A 16,598-nucleotide genomic window follows, 5' to 3' on the forward strand; every position below is an offset into this window, starting at 1 on the left:
GCACTATGCGATTAATCGCATGCCTACAGTTTTACCACGAATTTTCCGTTGCGGCTTTTCCCGTTTTCAAACTGCATCCGAACAATATACATCCCTTCGGGGAATCCGGCAAGCGAAATCGGCTGGGTTTTCTCATATTCTCCGGAATACATGATCCTTCCGTAAGTATCCGTGATAATTACCCAAGCGCTCTGATGCTCTTCCGAAAAGGAAAGTTTAATGTTTTCACTGGCAGGATTCGGATAAATGATTAATGCTTCATCTGCGGTTAAAATGCTTAATCCCAGGTCTCCCTCGCAATCTGCCGGTAAGGAAGCTAAAGTATTATCTGTATATGAAGCAAACCAGACATCCGGTAAATTGGTCGGAGTACTGTTGATGGTAGTCCCATCAAATTGTTCCTGTCCCTGGTATCTCCCAGCCATTGCAATTTTGTTTGAAGGAGAAACGGAAACATTGCTTACAGAAGTATTCCCGGGACCGCTTGTATATTTATGCCAGATGTAATTCCCGTCTTCATCAAGTTTGATTAAAAGAGCATCCATTGTTCCCAGCGGTGAAGGAGAATAAGGCCCGGCGTAGTTTATCTCTCCCCAAAACTCGAAATTAAAAAAAACGTCATTGCGGTCGTTACAGGCAATTCCACCGGACAGATCACCCCCCGAACTGTAAAATTGCTTCATCCAAAGCAAATCCAGGTTGTTATCCAGTTTCGCAACAAATACATCTCGTGATGAGGCAGCGATAAGGGTCGTACTTTCAAGCTGAATGGAATCAATAAATTCTCCCAGAAAAAGGACATTTCCACATTTGTCGAGCGTAATTTCCTTTGCAATGTTATAAGTTGACTGCGGAATAATCGCCCGGATAAAATTCCCTGCGGAATCTGTTTTGATAACCGTTGTTAAACTCGTTGATGAAATGGTATCATTCCCCATTACAACTGCACTGTCAAGCCCCATCATAAAGAAAAGGTTTCCTTCTTCGTCAACAGCCGTTGAGCCAATACCGCTGGGAGAATTGAACGCTCCCGTAACCAGGTTTGAAAAACGTCTGGCCCAAACAGGTGTTCCGTCGGAATTCAATTTGGCATAAAAACCATATGGCGACATACCTCCTGCTAAAGCCGGGTTTCCTGCCAATGTATCATTTCCGATAATGATTCCTTTGAAATAAGCTCCTGTAAGGATCAGCTGGTTATCCGGGGTGACGGAAATCGTTGATCCGATGCAAATATTGTTGCCAAAGTGTGATTCTTCTACTCCTTTTACCCACTGCACAACACCCGCCGAATTGATTTTGGCATAAAAGAGATCCAGGTTCCCGTTGGCCGGCACAGAGTAATTCACTCCCCCAAGCGTAATGGACTCCGAAAGGAAGACACCTGTCAGGTAAATGTTGTTCTCATGATCAACAGAAACACCAGTTACCTGAGCACCTTGCTGGTTAACCGTTCCGGTATAATTGGTTTCAACCGACCACAGCAGCATGCCATTGGTATCGTATTTCTTTACCCAAGTGTTGGAAGCTCCGTTTGTTCCGCCTGAAGGAGCTATGATTTGCCGAATACCTGTCAAAACAAGCTGATTCGAATAATCGTGGATTACTTTAATGGAAGCCTCTGTTCCGACCTGATTCTGTGTGCGTGCAAAATCCAGTTGCTGAGCGAATACATCGCCGACAGGACTAAAAAGCAAAACTGCTAAAAATAATTTCTTCATAGTATTTTTCTGATTTCGTCAAAGATCGCCTGTTCCATTAACCTTTCACAAAAAACCAGGTATTGAAAAGGTGACAGATCCATTAAAAAGATCTATGTCAGTTGATTAAGAAAATCAGAAAGGTTTTCATCTGCTTCCAAATCCAGCTTTTTACGTACCCTGTAACGCCCAGATTTGACCGCATCAACAGAAAGATTTAAAATTTCAGCGGTTTCTTTCAAACTCAAACGCATCCGTGTGAGTGAACACAGGCGCAAGTCATTATTGGTCAGGGAAGGCGCAACCTTTTTCAATGCTTCGTAAAAACCTTTGTGCTGATCTTCGAAATAATATCCGAAGACTTCTTTATCTCCATCCAGGAACAGGGAATCGATCACATCCTCCTTGAGTTGTTCCTGCATATCCTGTTTGTCGCGGTATTCTGCAAATTTCCGTTCAATTTCCGCAATCGCTTTATTCCTGTTTTCCACTTTGTCACCGAATTCGCGGATACGTTCGTTCTTACGTTCAACGAGAGCTTCATTCAATCTTCGTTTTCCGCGTTCTTTCCTGAAAAACAATACAGCAATAACCGTAAGAAGCACTAAACCTGCAATAATACCCGTTCCAATAATCCGGACACGCAGTTCGTTGCTTTCCCGGATCTTCTGCTGCAGGGTCAGTTCACGGATTTCCGTTTCCTTGCGCAAAAATTCCAGGTTGTTCTGTGTTTCCTCCAAAGCTGCCGAAACCGTTTGCATTTTCAGGGAATCGGCCGTTGTTAATCCAAGTTCATAGTAAAAAGCCGCACTATCCAATTTATTCATTGAAGCATAGGTGCGGGCCATATCGCGGTAAAGCTTCCCTGACTTTCCGTAATAGGGAAATTCGTGCTGAAGAGTCTGGAAGTGACGTAATGCCTCTCCATATTTTTTTTGATACTGGTCAATGTTTCCAAGGCAATGCATGATTTCCGGGTTTCTTTGCCCGATTTCCCGGAAAATAGAATCCGAAAGAAGGAAATACTTTTTGGCAAGGGGCCACTTGTTGTTACGGAAATAGTAAGATCCAAGGTTCATGTACACAGTACCCCTCAGGTCGTTTGAAACCGGATGCTTACTTTTTTGCAGCAGCTTTCTGAAAAGCTCTTCCGGATTTCCTTTTCCGGTGCTTATATTAGCTACGATCAGGTTGTTCATTATCCTCGGTAAATCGGTGGTTTCTTTCTGCTCAAGGGCACAGGAATATGCTTCTTTAAAGTAAGCCTCACTCTTTTTTGGATTTCCCAGGGTATAAACAGTCATTCCCAGGTTATTTAAAACAGCACAATAAGTGTTCCCGCAATCAGTTTTCCTGCAAATCTTTAATGAACGGCTGAAGTAAACAAGCGCCGAATCTGTTTTGTTCATGGTGTTGAACATTAAACCGATATTACAGTAAGCCTTTGCTCTCTCAACATCTTGTTTCGTTGAAAGGTAATTCAATTCCCTGCGAAAATGAACCATAGCGGAATCTGCTTTCTGAATCGTATAGAAATACAATCCTTTCAAACCCTCCGCTTTCGCCATTCCTTTCTTTGAATGTGTCTGTGCTGCCAGTTTGTACATTTCATCCAGGCAGTGGTATGCCCGTTTCTGATCAAAATCCATATATACATCATACAGATCTTCATACAAGCGAATTTTAGTTGCATCACTTTTGGCCGTGCGGATTTTTTGTAAAAGTTCTGCCTGCTTCCATTTGGGATTTTGTTTCCCCAGGGAAAGCATTGGCAGGAGGCAACATAGTATTATCAGGCGCATCAGTTTATTTTGCCTTAAAACTACAATATGTTTTTCTTAATCACTGACGACCTTTGCGTTTTGAGACAAATTTTCCAATCCGAATGATTTCCGAAAAGAATTGCATAATTACAAGAGTCTTTATTCAAGCATAACAAGACATCGATCAAACAATTAAGATATGTAAAATATGTAATAAATATCACCATGTGTGTAAAATAAAACATGCTCAGATTTCTTAAAATTGGCTATACATTAAACCACGGAATATGAAATACGTATTTACATTATTGTTATTATCCGGATTCACTGCTTACAGCCAAGACACAACCTATAACCATTTTTCAGTGAATGCCGAATTCGGATTGAATAATCCGATCTATCCGACGAGTCCCGGTTATGATGCCGCCACACTCAATCTCTTTCATGTAGGATTAGGATTCAGGTATGCGATCAACACCAAATTCGGATTGCGGCTTGGCTTGGGTTATGACAACTTCAGAGATGGTCCCGGATCCCGGTATTTTTCTTCTGAATATTACCGTGCATCACTGGAAGGAGTTGCCAATCTCGGAAATATCATGGATTTTCAGTCCTGGACCCGCCGGATAGGCTTGCTCTTTCACATGGGAGGAGGTTATTCTGTCCTGAACGGTGCATTGATTAATCCGGATCACATCATGCATGCTATCATCGGGCTTACACCGCAGATTCGCTTATCCGAACATTTTAGTCTCTACGTGGACGGAACGGTCATCGGAAACATTTATCAGGATTACACTTATGACCTGCAGGCTCCTAACAATGGCCGGGGCGTAGACGGTTACCTAATCAATGTTTCTCTGGGGCTGGAATACTATATTGGGCGCAGAGCACAGCACGCCGATTGGGTATTTGTACCAGACAAAAACTATGAAATAGAATCCCTTAAGCAGCGTGTGGAGAGATTGGAGCAACAACAACGTGACGATGACGGAGACGGTGTTGCCAATTGGCTCGATGAAGAACCGGGAACTCCAGCCGGAGCTATGGTCGATACCAAAGGACGTACCATGGCACCACGTGACAGTGACGGGGATAATATTCCTGACGACGTGGATGATTGTCCGTTTGAAAAAGGTTCTCCTGCAATGAAAGGTTGTCCGGAACGCACCGGGAATATTTCACCGAACAGCAGTAATGCAACCATTGCACTCATAGAGCAAAGTGAAGTAAAATTTGCAACTGACAAAGCCGACATCTCTCCATCCTTTAGACAAATGCTCAAAGGAATTGCAACAGTAATGAAAGACAATCCTTCTTACAAGCTGCATATAACAGGGCATGCGGATGACCGTGCATCGGAAGAATACAACATGACCCTTTCACAGCAACGCGCCGATGCTGCAAAAGCTTACCTCATTGAACAAGGGATATCCGGCGACAGGCTTACAACGGAAGCCAAAGGGGAAACCCAGCTTAAAAATCCGCTTAGAACAGTTGAAGCAAGAGCGGAAAACCGCCGGGTACAATTCGACGTGCGCTAAACATAGCTTTTTATAAACCTAAGAAGTCCGGTCCCAATTATAGAGGGATCGGGCTTTTTTATTTATAGTAACACAATCACAACGTTTCATCCGGGTCGGTCTTTTGTCTTTTAGCAGGATTTTGAACTGATTGACTTGCTTGCTGAATCTGCTGCTGCTGGAACTGAGCGAATTGCTGTTGAATCTGGTGCAGCTGCTGGAGCAATTGCGCCTGGACCTGATCAGGCTGCAGCTGTATTTGCTGTACTGCCTGTACTTGTTGCTGCTGGTTGAAAAGCTGAATCTGCTGGTGCGCCTGCTGAACAGCGCTTGCCAATTGTGGCGGAGCCTGTAAAGTTTGAGGTGGGGCCTGAGGTGGCGGAGCTTGCATGTTTTGCTGTGGAACCTGAACCTGAGGAGCTTGCTGCTGAAGAGCCTGGGGCTGCTGCACTGGCGGAACGGGAAGGTAATCTATTCGCGCAATCACATCATCGACCTTAGCCTGTGGAATGGGTGCAGTGGGATCTTTTTTTCCGTGCGGATTTTTTAATACCAGGTTCTGTACAGAAGATGCCGGCAGAATAATATAGACGTGATCCTCGATCAAGCCCAGGAAAGCTGCATTCATCAGCGCATCATCACTCGCATCGGTCGATAAGGTCTCGCTGCTTGCTGTGACCTTTTTAGTGGTAGCAGTAGCTGCAGCATCGCTCCCTACTGCCAGGATCATATTCGCATACGGCTGAGTGCCTGCACCAGGTGGGATCAGTGTTTGAGGCTGGGTATGACCGAGCAGCTGAAACCCGATATTGGCATCTTTATCATCGAGTCCCTGATAGGAGCCACCTCCGTAACTTTTCGCGGCAGCTTTTTCAAGCAATGATGGCCACACCGGTGTGGGAGTTCCACCCGATATCTTCGCCGGTAAACCCAATTGCTGCTGCGCATACAAAAACTCCTTTTGTCCTGTACCCACATCTACAGCAGGAATCCAGCCGGATATGGTAACCATTTGCGTCTGTGCTCCCATTCCCGAATTGATATTTACCGTATTTCCCAGTTTTACATCGTAATCCTGTCCGTTCTGCCGGATCAGTGAAGCAATGTGACTATTCCAGTAATTCGACATGGTCATTGCCATCATCGGTGCGATAAGCCAGCAGTCTCCCATTTCACCCTGTGTAACATCCTTGGCATCCGGCGCCTGGTTATTGTAAGCATTCCCACTTACCTCAAACAGTTCGGTATTGTCCCGGGTATTCCACGGATCAAGTTCAGGTTCCGGGTCATAATACGCATCGTTACCGGTTGGGATGAAAAAATTGGCACCGCGTGCAGTGAGTGGCTGAAGCTGCGTGTATGTCCCATTGACGTTGAATCCAACTACCAGGTAAACCTGTCCTTGCACTGTCTTCGGGAATCTGCCAGACCTTGCTTTTTGATTCACAAGGCCGGTTTTGGTCTTGTATCTTCCCTCCTCTTCGTGATTAACCCGGTAAGCTGTTCCCTGGTTCAGCTGTAATTGTACAGGGGCCTCATTCGTTTGTTCTGCTTCGGTTTGCTGCTCTCCTATTTCTACGGATTGAATAGCCTTAGTGAAGCGTACTTTTTTACCGACAGCATTTTCACCTGCCAGTTTCTGCAGCTGTCCGATCTTTTGTGCTTTCGAACTTTGGTTCGCTGTTTCCTGTATTTTTTTCTGAACAATTGCATCCGGACGATTATCCTGGAGCTGAAAAGAAACATGCCCTGCATTTCCTTTATGCTGCTTGTCTTCCGATTCATTGTTTGAGGATTGTTCCTTATTAACGTGAGTATACATGCACGGGTAATTGTGAATAGTTGTTTCGAATATACTGATTCTGCGGAAAAAAGCAAGCGCGATTTCACCTGTCAGAAGGATTACATCCCTAAATTTTATTTCTTTTTCTTTTTCTTCGCTTTAAATGGCCAACGAAGTTTGAGGTTCCCCATACTTTCGTCAAAATTACCCGCTCCATTTTCAACATGTGTCAATACAGAGTCCAATCGTTTAATATATTCCGTATCCGTGAATAAAACCCGAACCAGGCCTTCCCCGTTTTTCAGACTCTCCGACATCACTTGAAAATTTCCGGAAATGATGGCTAAACTATCTGAGAGTGTTCGGATATTGACAATCATATGCTCGAAATTAGTTCTCAATGCCGTGTCTTTCAGAAGTAATCCCGCGGTTCCTTTACCTTCATTCACAGCACGAACAATATTCCTCAGATCACCTGTAATAACGGCTGTATTCTCTCCTGTATACCTGAAATGGGTAATTGCTGATTGAACATTCTCTGATACCGTTGGATCAAGCAGCAAGTTCAATAATGATCGATCATTGTTCAGTTTTCCGGAGAGCATTCTTAAATCTGCTGATATGGCGTTTAAATTTTGATTGGTGTTGTTCAGCGTCCGGAGTGTAGCATCCATTTCTACCGTTTTCAAAGTCAGCAGTTTGTCTCCTTCTTTTATAATAGCTGCGGTACTATGAGACGAATGAATGTTAATGATTTTGTTTCCCATTATACCGTCTGTTCCAATTACTGCTACCGCATCCTTTCGGATAAACCGACAGGCATCCAAATCAATCGACATCAGGACTATAACAGATGTGTCACTCGTTATTTCGATCTGATCAACAGTACCGACGTCAATTCCTGCAAAACGCACACTATTTCCTTTCCGGAGACCATTGACATTATAAAATTCGGCTTTAATCAGAACTGTAGAGCCAAATAGTCTTTGTTTGCTCCCGACATAATAAAGTGCTGAAATGATTCCCAAAGAACCGATCAATACTATAATCCCCAACCTGATATTTCTACTTGTTTCCTTTTTCATGGCTCAAAAAATTTTCGTACAGCTTCATCCCCCGATTGCCGGAGTTGCTCATATGTACCTTCTTCATAACATCTTCCGTCGATCAGCATAATAATCTTTTCCGCAACCCTTTTCACGCAATTCATATCATGAGATATAATAATCGAAGAAGTTTGGTATTTGCGTCCAAGTTCAACAATAAGATCACTAATCTCCCTGGCTGTAATTGGGTCGAGACCGGTCGTCGGTTCATCATACAATATTATTTCAGGCTTAAGAATGATGGTCCTCGCCAATGCAATTCTTTTTCGCATTCCTCCTGAAAGTTCAGAGGGCATCATATCTGCAGTGTTTGGCAAACCAACATTGGCCAGAGCCTTCTCGACAAGCAGATTCACTTCCTTTTCCTCCATTTGCCGGCGGTGTCTTCGCAGGGGAAACTCAAGATTCTCCCTAACAGTCATCGAATCATACAATGCGTTGCTTTGAAAAAGGAATCCTATCCGGGAACGCACTTTATCTATTTCATGAAGTCCAATGCCCGAGATATTTCGCTGTAATACATGAATAACTCCCGAATCCGGTTTAATCAGACCGATAATACATTTAATTAAAACCGATTTTCCGGAACCGGATCTCCCAAGAATAACAATATTCTGACCTTTTTCCAGGGTCATACTAAAATCGCGAAGTACTTGATTGTTCCCGAATGATTTGCAAACTTTCTCCAAACGAACGACTATGTCGCTGTTTACAGTATCTTGAATATGTTGGTTTTGTAAATTCATACCAGTTGCAATAAATCCGTAATCTGAACAGCCACCAGGTCAAGTATAAAAACGAGCAATGAGGAAATAACTACCGCCGCATTAGCCGACCATCCTACACCTTCGGTTCCGCGTTGGGTGGTATAGCCTTTATAGCAACCTATAATACCAATTGCAAAGCCAAAGAAGAATGTTTTGACAATTGATGGAATAATATCTCCGAAAGAAAGAGAATCCAATACCTGTGCCCAATAGAGATTCCAGCTGATCGAACCGCGCAGGTTCACGCCAAGATACCCTCCGTAAAGTGAAATTGCATCCGCAAAAACAACCAGTAAAGGAACCATCAATGTAACAGCTGTTACTCGAGTTGCAACCAAATATTTAAAAGGATTGGTCCCTGAAACCTCCATGGCATCAATCTGTTCGGTCACTTTCATTGACCCCAGTTCAGCACCGATCCCGGAACCGATCTTTCCGGCACAGATCAATGCAGTTATCACCGGAACTATCTCCCGGACAAGAGAAACAGAGATCATTCCGGGAAGCCAGGCTTCGGCCCCGAATTTAACAAGTGTCGGACGTGACTGAATAGTGATAACCAAACCGATAATAAAGCCCGTTATTATTACAAGTCCAAGCGATTTGTACCCGAGAAAAAAGCACTGCCGGAGCATTTCCTTGAATTCATATCCCTTTCGAAATGACACCCCGAAAAATCTGAGCGTAAACCGGGTGATATCTCCGATCTCAGTTACAATTCCTTTTAGATTCTGAGACATATCGTTCTTACTGGGGAATGCTTTTCAGCTCGTTGAATTCTTCCAATGAGGCCGAACCGGAATCGCTTACCATCCATGACAAGCCATCCCATTTATAGATTTCAATCTGAAGAGTTTCCATTTGTTTGTTTTTTTATGATCCGTAATTAAAGGAATCTGAAATTCCGGTTACAATCGGTTTAGACTTGATACCAAAAGTCATTAAACCTGCCAACTGAAACAATGACCATCGTCAGACTGAAAGTTGATTTTCCGCATGTATACAAGTAACTCTCCTGTATCATCAAACTAATTCAATCTCCAAAAGAATTCAACTCGTGAATCAACTAAATAACATGTTGATTTATAACAAATTAAATAGTACACCAATAAATGATGTATATCACTGTTTTATTTGACAAGGGTCAGTTTGATTTATCTTACATTTCCTTCTCTTTGTAATAACATCAAATTTTGAGCACTGCAAAACAGGTTTTGATCAAGATGATTCAGATTAATTACTATGAGCATAAACAAAGAATGGCATTTGAAGAACAAAATGCCCAAAAACCCAACTGAAAACGAGCGCGAAAACTGGCATTTGGAACACGAAAAGAATTGTGACTGCCGCCCGATTCCAACTAAGTTGAAAGAAAAAATGGACAAAAAATTAAATCCTAAACCCTGAGGTCGTATTTCCTGTTATGAATAACGGATCTGTTAATATCTGAAGAAAATGAAAATGATACTCTACAGCTTTCATGCATATGAACAGCCATATTTCGAAAAGTTCAAAAGCAAAGAACACCAGTTACTATTTTCGGACCAGGTGCTTTCCGATAAAACAGCCTCACTGAGTAAGGGATTTGATACCGTAAGTTTATTTGCAAACGACGATGCATCCGCGCCTGTGCTCGAATTGTTGCACCGGAATGGTATTCGTTTCATCACTTTACGCTCTGCAGGATATAATCATGTGGATCTCAACAAAGCAAAACAGCTCGGCATGCGTGTAGCCCGCGTTCCTGCTTATTCACCATTCTCTGTTGCTGAACATGCTGTGATGCTGATGCTTGCCCTCAACCGGAAAGTGATCCAGTCGCATTCCCGTGTCATTCAACAGAATTTTTCTTTGAACGGTTTGACTGGTTTCGATATGAACGGAAAAACTGTAGGGATCATTGGTACCGGTAAGATCGGTTCCACAATCGCACGTATTCTGCATGGTTTCGGCTGCCGACTGCTGGCCTTTGATCCGGTCCAGAACGAGGAGATCAAACAACGCTACCAGGTAATGTATACGGATCGCGAAACATTGTACAGGTCATCTGATATCATCACCCTCCATCTGCCACTCAACGAAGAAACCCACTACTTTATTGACCGAACGGATATCGCTCAAATGAAAGCTGGGGTAATGCTGATCAATACAGCTCGTGGTGGCCTGGTTAACACCAATGAAGTGATCGAAGGAATAAAAAGTGGACAAATTGGCTATTTTGGGATGGATGTTTACGAAAACGAACATGATTTATTTTTTGAGGATCATTCACAGGACATCCTGCAGGATGACATCCTTGCAAGGCTCATGTCCTTCCGTAATGCACTGATTACCGGACACCAGGGCTTTCTGACAGATACAGCTTTGAAAAATATTTGCGAAACCACTATGTACAACCTGGATTGCTTCGCCAAGGGTATTACTTCCGAAAACGAACTAAGCTGAGCAAGAAGAAAAACTCAATCCTGCTCCTTCAGAAAGAAACGGATCAGATCCGTAGTGGTAACGATGCCGCTCACCTGCTTATCACGCATAAGAATCACTGAACTGAACTCACCTTTTGCCAGAAGTGCTCCAACATCAGCGATCGAAGTGCTTTCGTCTACTGAGATTGGATTAAGAGACATGACATCAGCAACCGTTTTCGATGAATAAACCGGTTCATTATCGTCTAATGTAGCATCTCCGATCGCATGCATATAGTCGACCAGGCTCACCATACCAACCAGCATATTATTTTCCGTAACCGGAATATGGCGATGAAAACGATCTTTCTCATAGATGTGTTTCAGAACAAGAATTTTTTCTTGTGGACCTACACATTCCACCGGTGAAGTCATGATCGTTGATACAGGTAATTGAGTATTCATGAATTTGCTGTTTAAATTAAAAACTGTCAGTCATTCTGCTGGCTGTTCCGTATTTCACTTTATGCGGTAAAAATAAAATTTGCGCTTAAGGCATTGGGAAACAAAAATCATACTGGGTACTGATATTTATCATTTCTTTCTTGTCTTAAATGTAGGAAATTAGCTCAATGAAAGCAAAAACATTTATAGAACTGGCAGCATTGTCTGCAAACCTGTATGCAATCTCAAAGGAGACTCATCTCATGGAGAAGTTAAAGGAATTGTCGGAACAGGGACGTGATAAGATTAATGAATTCATGTCGGAGAAGATCCTCGATGAGCATGGTAACGAGATTCCTTTTACGGAACGGGTGCAACTAAAAGCAAAAGAGGTTCAGGAAGAGCTGGAAACACGCATCGGTGAGATGGTGGCTGCCTTTTACGAAAAGGTAAATATTACTCATACCGACAAGTTAAAGGATCTGGAAAATAAACTGGACGAGATCAGTAAAAATTTGGCATTGGCGGAAGCGCGTATCAATCACCTCGAAAATAAAGGTGGCACTGATGGCGCTGTTTGATTCCATAAAGCGACGTTACCGATCCTTCGTTCGGTTCAACCATATCCTCCGGATTTTTGTCCGTTATGGTTATAAGGATATTGTTTCTTATCTGATCGAAACCAGGAGATTTCCCCTGCTGCGAAAGCTGATTCCGCGGGCTTCACGAAGAGATGCCAGAAAGTACAGCAAGTACGAAAAGATGCGCCTGGTATGCGAGGAGCTCGGACCAACATTTATTAAATTCGGGCAGATTCTCAGTAATCGCTCAGACCTTCTTCCAGCTGAACTGATTATTCAATTGGAAAAGCTGCAGGATAGTGTACCTCCGCTGCCAGGAGCAATTTCGCGCCAGGTGATCGAGTCCGAATTGAAAAAGCCGATGGACGAATTATTTGCCTGGTATGAAACAGAGGCTTTTGCGTCCGCATCAATGGCCCAAGTGCATAAAGCGACACTGAAAACAGGTGAAAAGGTCGCCGTGAAAGTACAACGACCTGAAATCCGCGCAATTATCGTGGAGGATATCAAGATCATGTATATGCTTGCCGGGATTTTTGAACGCAGAATCCCTTCCCTGAAAAGCTTTGATCCCCAGGGACTCGTTCGAAATTTCGAGGAAAGTATTTTGAAGGAGCTGGACTTTATTTACGAATCAGTCAGTATCCAGCGCTTTGCCCGGAATATCACCGAAGACCCGCACGACAATACGACTCACTCTCCAAAGGTATACAAGGAATACACCACAGGAAAGGTTCTCACCATGGAGTTTATTTCCGGGGTAAAAGTAAATGACAGCAAAATCCTGGAATCGAAAGGATACGATCGGAAAGAAGTTGCACATAAGCTGGCAGTGACCTACATCAAACAAGTTTTTGAGTACGGCTTTTTCCATGCAGATCCGCATCCCGGAAATATACTCGTCCTTCCGAACGGGCACATCTGTTTCCTCGATTTCGGTATGATGGGCAGCATACTTCCAAAAGATATCGAAATTTTGGGTCGTCTTTTCCTTGCTGTGAAATCCAAAGATGTGAAAAAGATCATCCGGGCATTAATGCAAATGTCAGATACAACCTCCATTCGTGATTTGCGTGCGTTGGAATACGAAATCAATGAATTTGTATGCAATTACGGTTTTAACAGCATCCATGAAAACGAAATGGGAAATGTATTGCTGCAGCTAAAAGATATCATCGTTCGCTACGATTTAAAGGTCCCTTCACATTTCTTTCTTCTTGCCCGATCCATGGTTACCATCGAGGGCCTGATCCGCAACCTCGATCCGCAAATCGATATGCTGGCAATTGCTCAGCCCTACCTCCTTTCTGCTATTGCAAAAAAACTCAATCCATTCAAACTGGGTATGAAAGTTCTGAACGGACTTTATGAGATAGCCAATTACATGGAAGAATTTCCGAGTGACCTGAAAAATGCTATTCGTAAGATTAATACAGGAAAAATAAATGTCAACCTGAACCACCAGGGGATCGATCCCTTGGTTCATACCCTGAACCGTATTTCCAAACAAATTGCTAGTGCCCTGGTGATCGCTGCATTGCTCGGTGGATCGGCGCTCTTCATTATCAACAAGATTGGTCCTTTTTGGTTCGGATATTCGCGCTATGGAATCATCGGAATTATTTTTACCGCCATACTAGGCTATGGAATGTTGAGAAACATCTCCAGGGGCGACCACGATGACTGGAGCGGTTGGAAAGAAGGGAAATGAAGTTTTTATTCTCTTAAAACTTTTTCAATCCAACCGGTTCCTTGTTCATCCGGTTCACCATCATGCCGTCTTTCACTTGATCTGTGAATGGTCTGAAAGCATCTCGGATCAGTCACCGCTGACGAAGACCAAGGCTCCGTCTCACTCGATCCGAAGCGATCATTTGTTTGATCTGCTTTGGTCAAGACGGAAAAACCGGGAATATAGACTGCTTTATTCGAAGGTACTCCATAGATTAAGCATAGATACTCCCACCATTAAGCATAGAAGAAAGTGCGATAGCACTTGAAGACGAAGGTAACTTCAACAGAAGTTATAACCTGAGGTACCCCACCTTTTACACTGCGAAACTTTAGTGCTGAAAACCCTGACCAAAGCGTCAATGGAAGCAGTGCTCTCTTTTTAATCCGAAGCGATTGAAAATCTGCTTTGGATTCACTCTCATTCCTTAACAAAAAATCCCTCTCCGCGCAAGCGAAAAGGGATTTCCCAACTCAAGGAACTTCCTTATTTCTTAATAAACTGTCTGACAGCTACTTTATTGTTTTCCACGTTGGTCATTTTCAACAGGTAAACCCCTGAACTCAAACCGGATACATCTAACTGGTTATTGCCTTTGTCAGCAGCTGCGTAGATTCTTCCTGCAGCGTCTGTAACCTGGTAAGTGAATTGTTCATTGCTGTCGTAGCTGATGTTCAATCCATCGACACACGGATTCGGATACAGGTTAATATTTAATAATGCTGTTTCCTCATCCACACTCAATTGGGAGTTTTCGTCGGCTACCGTGAACGGACTTAAGCTGGTAAGACCCGTGCGATCGATCTCGTATGTGCTGTTTGCACCTGATACTGCACTTGCTGATGCATGCATATCCCAGTTACCCGAAGTATAGTGAGCAATGTAGGCATTATTGCGGTCAAAACCGTTTACTTCCGAAGTAGCCATCCAGCCCAATTTCAGGTTCATATTCACAGTTCCTGCATCTGATTCTACCAACCAGGTTCTGTTTACCAGACTTGCACCGGTAGCGGTATTGTATCCTCCGCCTTCGGTTCCGTAGGTATATACTCCGTTAAATGCTTTGACCATAAAGTTGCCGGCAGCTGATCCGGATGCCTGCTGGATGCTCGCAGGTGAATAACTGGTCGTTGTTCCTACCGGGAATACCAGGTATGGAGATGAAGGGGTTACATACATCTGAAGTTTCCCGCTTGCTGTTGTAATGATATAGCGGGTATCGCTGTAACCTGTAATATTCGCATTTTGCTCAATTACCAGGTTGTCGTTTGCCAATTGAATGCTTCCGCTTGTCATTGTCAGCTCGTCGTGGATCTGAAGTTTTGATCCCAATACTATATTTCCACCTGTCAAGTCAACTACCAACTGCTCTAGGTTGTGATTCGAATCGTCGAAATAGATAGTATCGTTGCCAATCATCGTAATGTTTAAGTGCAGGTCGGAGTTTGTATCTCCGATAATTGCAGCCGACATTTCCTGGTCAAAGGTTCCGTTCAGTACCAAGTCGTTCCCATTCAAATCGAGTTTTCCGTTAGTTAATTCCAACGCCCCGTTTACAGTCACATTATCATTTAAAACAATGTCTCCCTGCTGGATGTTGATCTCCAGGTCATTTAATCCGGATCCCGTAACTTCCTGACCTGTTGTATAGCTTGAATCACCGGCGTAAGTTACATCGTAGGCAGCAGTTCCTACAAAAGTACCTCCATTGCTTTCCAGTTTCCCGCTTTCCACATGTACCATACTTCCTGCATTCATAGTCAATGTCCCTCCGCCTTCAACACTTAGGGTTCCTTCATGCAGTTGCAACTCTCCTGCAACAGCCAATTCGCTTTCAAGCTCTACGGATCCTGTGCCGGTATACTCAATGGTTAATTGATCCACAGATGACCCGGAAGTAAATACCAATCCTGAATTTAAATTACCTGCAGTTTCGATCATCAGATTGGAAGCAGCTGTTGTTGTAAGTGCCGCACCGGATTGAATTTCCATACTTCCCTGGATTTCCAGATCGTTAGCTCCCACATTCAATATCCCGGTGTTCAGGTTAAGGCTTCCATGGATTTGCATATTGCTCCCCATTGTAAGAACTGTGTTGTTGTCATCCAGATTAATCTCCACATTATGTAAACTCAGTGAATTGATTTCGATACCGGTAGTTTTGGAACCGCCGATATAACGTACATGGTAAGAACTGCCGGAATTAAAAACTCCGCCGCTCGTAGCCAGTGAACCATCGTTACGCAGGATCATTGCACTCGAATCAAGACTTAGATTCCCGCCTGTGTTTAAAGTCAGAGAACCGTCTTCCAGATTCAGAGTGTCCGAAACAGACAGCTGGGATGTAATAGTCAGCAAGGATCCCGCATTAACAAAGGTACCAACTGTCAGATCACCGGTATGTGAATAAGTAGTCAACAGACCGCTGAACTCAATTCGTTCAATGTCGATATCCCCGCTTCCGTTAAAAGTTCCCAGCTGAATGGACAACTGTTTACCGGTAGAACTGGTCAATGTTCCATCTACCGTAAAACTATTCAGAAGCCCCGAAAAGCTTACATCGATATCCAGGTTCACTTCAATTCCCGAAGGAATGATGATGTCCTGGTTACTTACGTTTCCGGAAGGAGCTACTCCACCCCAGGTAGCAGCATCAGACCAGTTACCGTCAGCAACTGCGGTAAAGGCCATTAGATTGTTGGCGGATATAATTGTCAAAACAAAAAATCCGAGTTTTAGTAACTGTGCTTTCATATGCTATCTTTTTAATTATTAAAAAAATTGATACTTAAAG

13 protein-coding genes are annotated in these 16,598 nt (G+C 43.3%); 5 read left to right on the forward strand and 8 right to left on the reverse strand.

Annotated features, from left to right (window positions below; all coding sequences use genetic code 11):
• Positions 1–23: 23 nt before the first annotated feature.
• Complete coding sequence (locus K0S23_RS04285; RefSeq protein WP_300354751.1) at positions 24–1,721, reverse strand: T9SS type A sorting domain-containing protein; 1,698 nt, start codon at positions 1,719–1,721, stop codon at positions 24–26.
• 92 nt (positions 1,722–1,813) lie between these two features.
• Entirely contained in the window at positions 1,814–3,502 is a 1,689-nt protein-coding gene (locus K0S23_RS04290; RefSeq protein ID WP_300354754.1) for a tetratricopeptide repeat protein, read from the reverse strand.
• A gap of 248 nt (positions 3,503–3,750) precedes the next feature.
• Between K0S23_RS04290 and K0S23_RS04295 the strand changes: the two genes are divergently transcribed.
• Positions 3,751–5,007 carry an OmpA family protein gene (locus K0S23_RS04295; protein WP_300354757.1) on the forward strand — a complete coding sequence of 419 codons (1,257 nt, stop codon included), beginning with the start codon at positions 3,751–3,753 and terminating at the stop codon, positions 5,005–5,007.
• Positions 5,008–5,083: 76 nt separating this feature from the next.
• Here K0S23_RS04295 and K0S23_RS04300 read toward each other — a convergent pair whose 3' ends face one another.
• The 4 genes from K0S23_RS04300 to K0S23_RS04315 all read right to left on the reverse strand — a co-directional run bounded on the left by K0S23_RS04300 (position 5,084) and on the right by K0S23_RS04315 (position 9,382).
• Complete coding sequence (locus tag K0S23_RS04300; RefSeq protein WP_300354760.1) at positions 5,084–6,808, reverse strand: C2 family cysteine protease; 1,725 nt, start codon at positions 6,806–6,808, stop codon at positions 5,084–5,086.
• Between the two features lie 95 nt (positions 6,809–6,903).
• A complete protein-coding gene (locus tag K0S23_RS04305; RefSeq protein WP_300354763.1) occupies positions 6,904–7,854 on the reverse strand; it encodes an MlaD family protein in 951 nt (316 codons plus the stop codon).
• Positions 7,851–8,621, reverse strand: coding sequence for an ATP-binding cassette domain-containing protein (locus tag K0S23_RS04310; protein WP_300354766.1), 771 nt, complete (start codon positions 8,619–8,621; stop codon positions 7,851–7,853). Before K0S23_RS04310 ends, K0S23_RS04305 begins: the two co-directional genes overlap by 4 nt.
• On the reverse strand, positions 8,618–9,382 hold the full coding sequence (locus tag K0S23_RS04315; protein ID WP_300354768.1) for an ABC transporter permease: 765 nt from the start codon (positions 9,380–9,382) through the stop codon (positions 8,618–8,620). Before K0S23_RS04315 ends, K0S23_RS04310 begins: the two co-directional genes overlap by 4 nt.
• Before the next feature lie 502 nt (positions 9,383–9,884).
• On the opposite strand from K0S23_RS04315, the gene K0S23_RS04320 reads away from it, so the two are divergent.
• Both K0S23_RS04320 and K0S23_RS04325 read left to right on the forward strand, forming a co-directional pair.
• Positions 9,885–10,049: a hypothetical protein gene (locus K0S23_RS04320; protein WP_300354771.1), complete on the forward strand. Its 165-nt coding sequence runs from the start codon at positions 9,885–9,887 to the stop codon at positions 10,047–10,049.
• 48 nt (positions 10,050–10,097) lie between these two features.
• Positions 10,098–11,087, forward strand: a complete 990-nt coding sequence (locus K0S23_RS04325; protein ID WP_300354774.1) for a 2-hydroxyacid dehydrogenase — start codon at positions 10,098–10,100, stop codon at positions 11,085–11,087.
• Positions 11,088–11,101: 14 nt separating this feature from the next.
• Here K0S23_RS04325 and K0S23_RS04330 read toward each other — a convergent pair whose 3' ends face one another.
• Positions 11,102–11,512 carry a CBS domain-containing protein gene (locus tag K0S23_RS04330; protein ID WP_300354776.1) on the reverse strand — a complete coding sequence of 137 codons (411 nt, stop codon included), beginning with the start codon at positions 11,510–11,512 and terminating at the stop codon, positions 11,102–11,104.
• Positions 11,513–11,679: 167 nt separating this feature from the next.
• Between K0S23_RS04330 and K0S23_RS04335 the strand changes: the two genes are divergently transcribed.
• A complete protein-coding gene (locus K0S23_RS04335) occupies positions 11,680–12,072 on the forward strand; it encodes a hypothetical protein (protein WP_300354779.1) in 393 nt (130 codons plus the stop codon).
• The gene (locus K0S23_RS04340; RefSeq protein ID WP_300354782.1) at positions 12,059–13,783 is read left to right on the forward strand and encodes an AarF/UbiB family protein; all 1,725 of its coding nucleotides are present in this window, start codon (positions 12,059–12,061) and stop codon (positions 13,781–13,783) included. Before K0S23_RS04335 ends, K0S23_RS04340 begins: the two co-directional genes overlap by 14 nt.
• A gap of 507 nt (positions 13,784–14,290) precedes the next feature.
• On the opposite strand, the gene K0S23_RS04345 is transcribed toward K0S23_RS04340, so the two are convergent.
• Positions 14,291–16,558, reverse strand: coding sequence for a T9SS type A sorting domain-containing protein (locus K0S23_RS04345; protein ID WP_300354784.1), 2,268 nt, complete (start codon positions 16,556–16,558; stop codon positions 14,291–14,293).
• Positions 16,559–16,598: the final 40 nt, after the last annotated feature.

The organism is Fluviicola sp. (genome assembly GCF_029266855.1).
Lineage (GTDB): Bacteria > Bacteroidota > Bacteroidia > Flavobacteriales_D > Crocinitomicaceae > Fluviicola.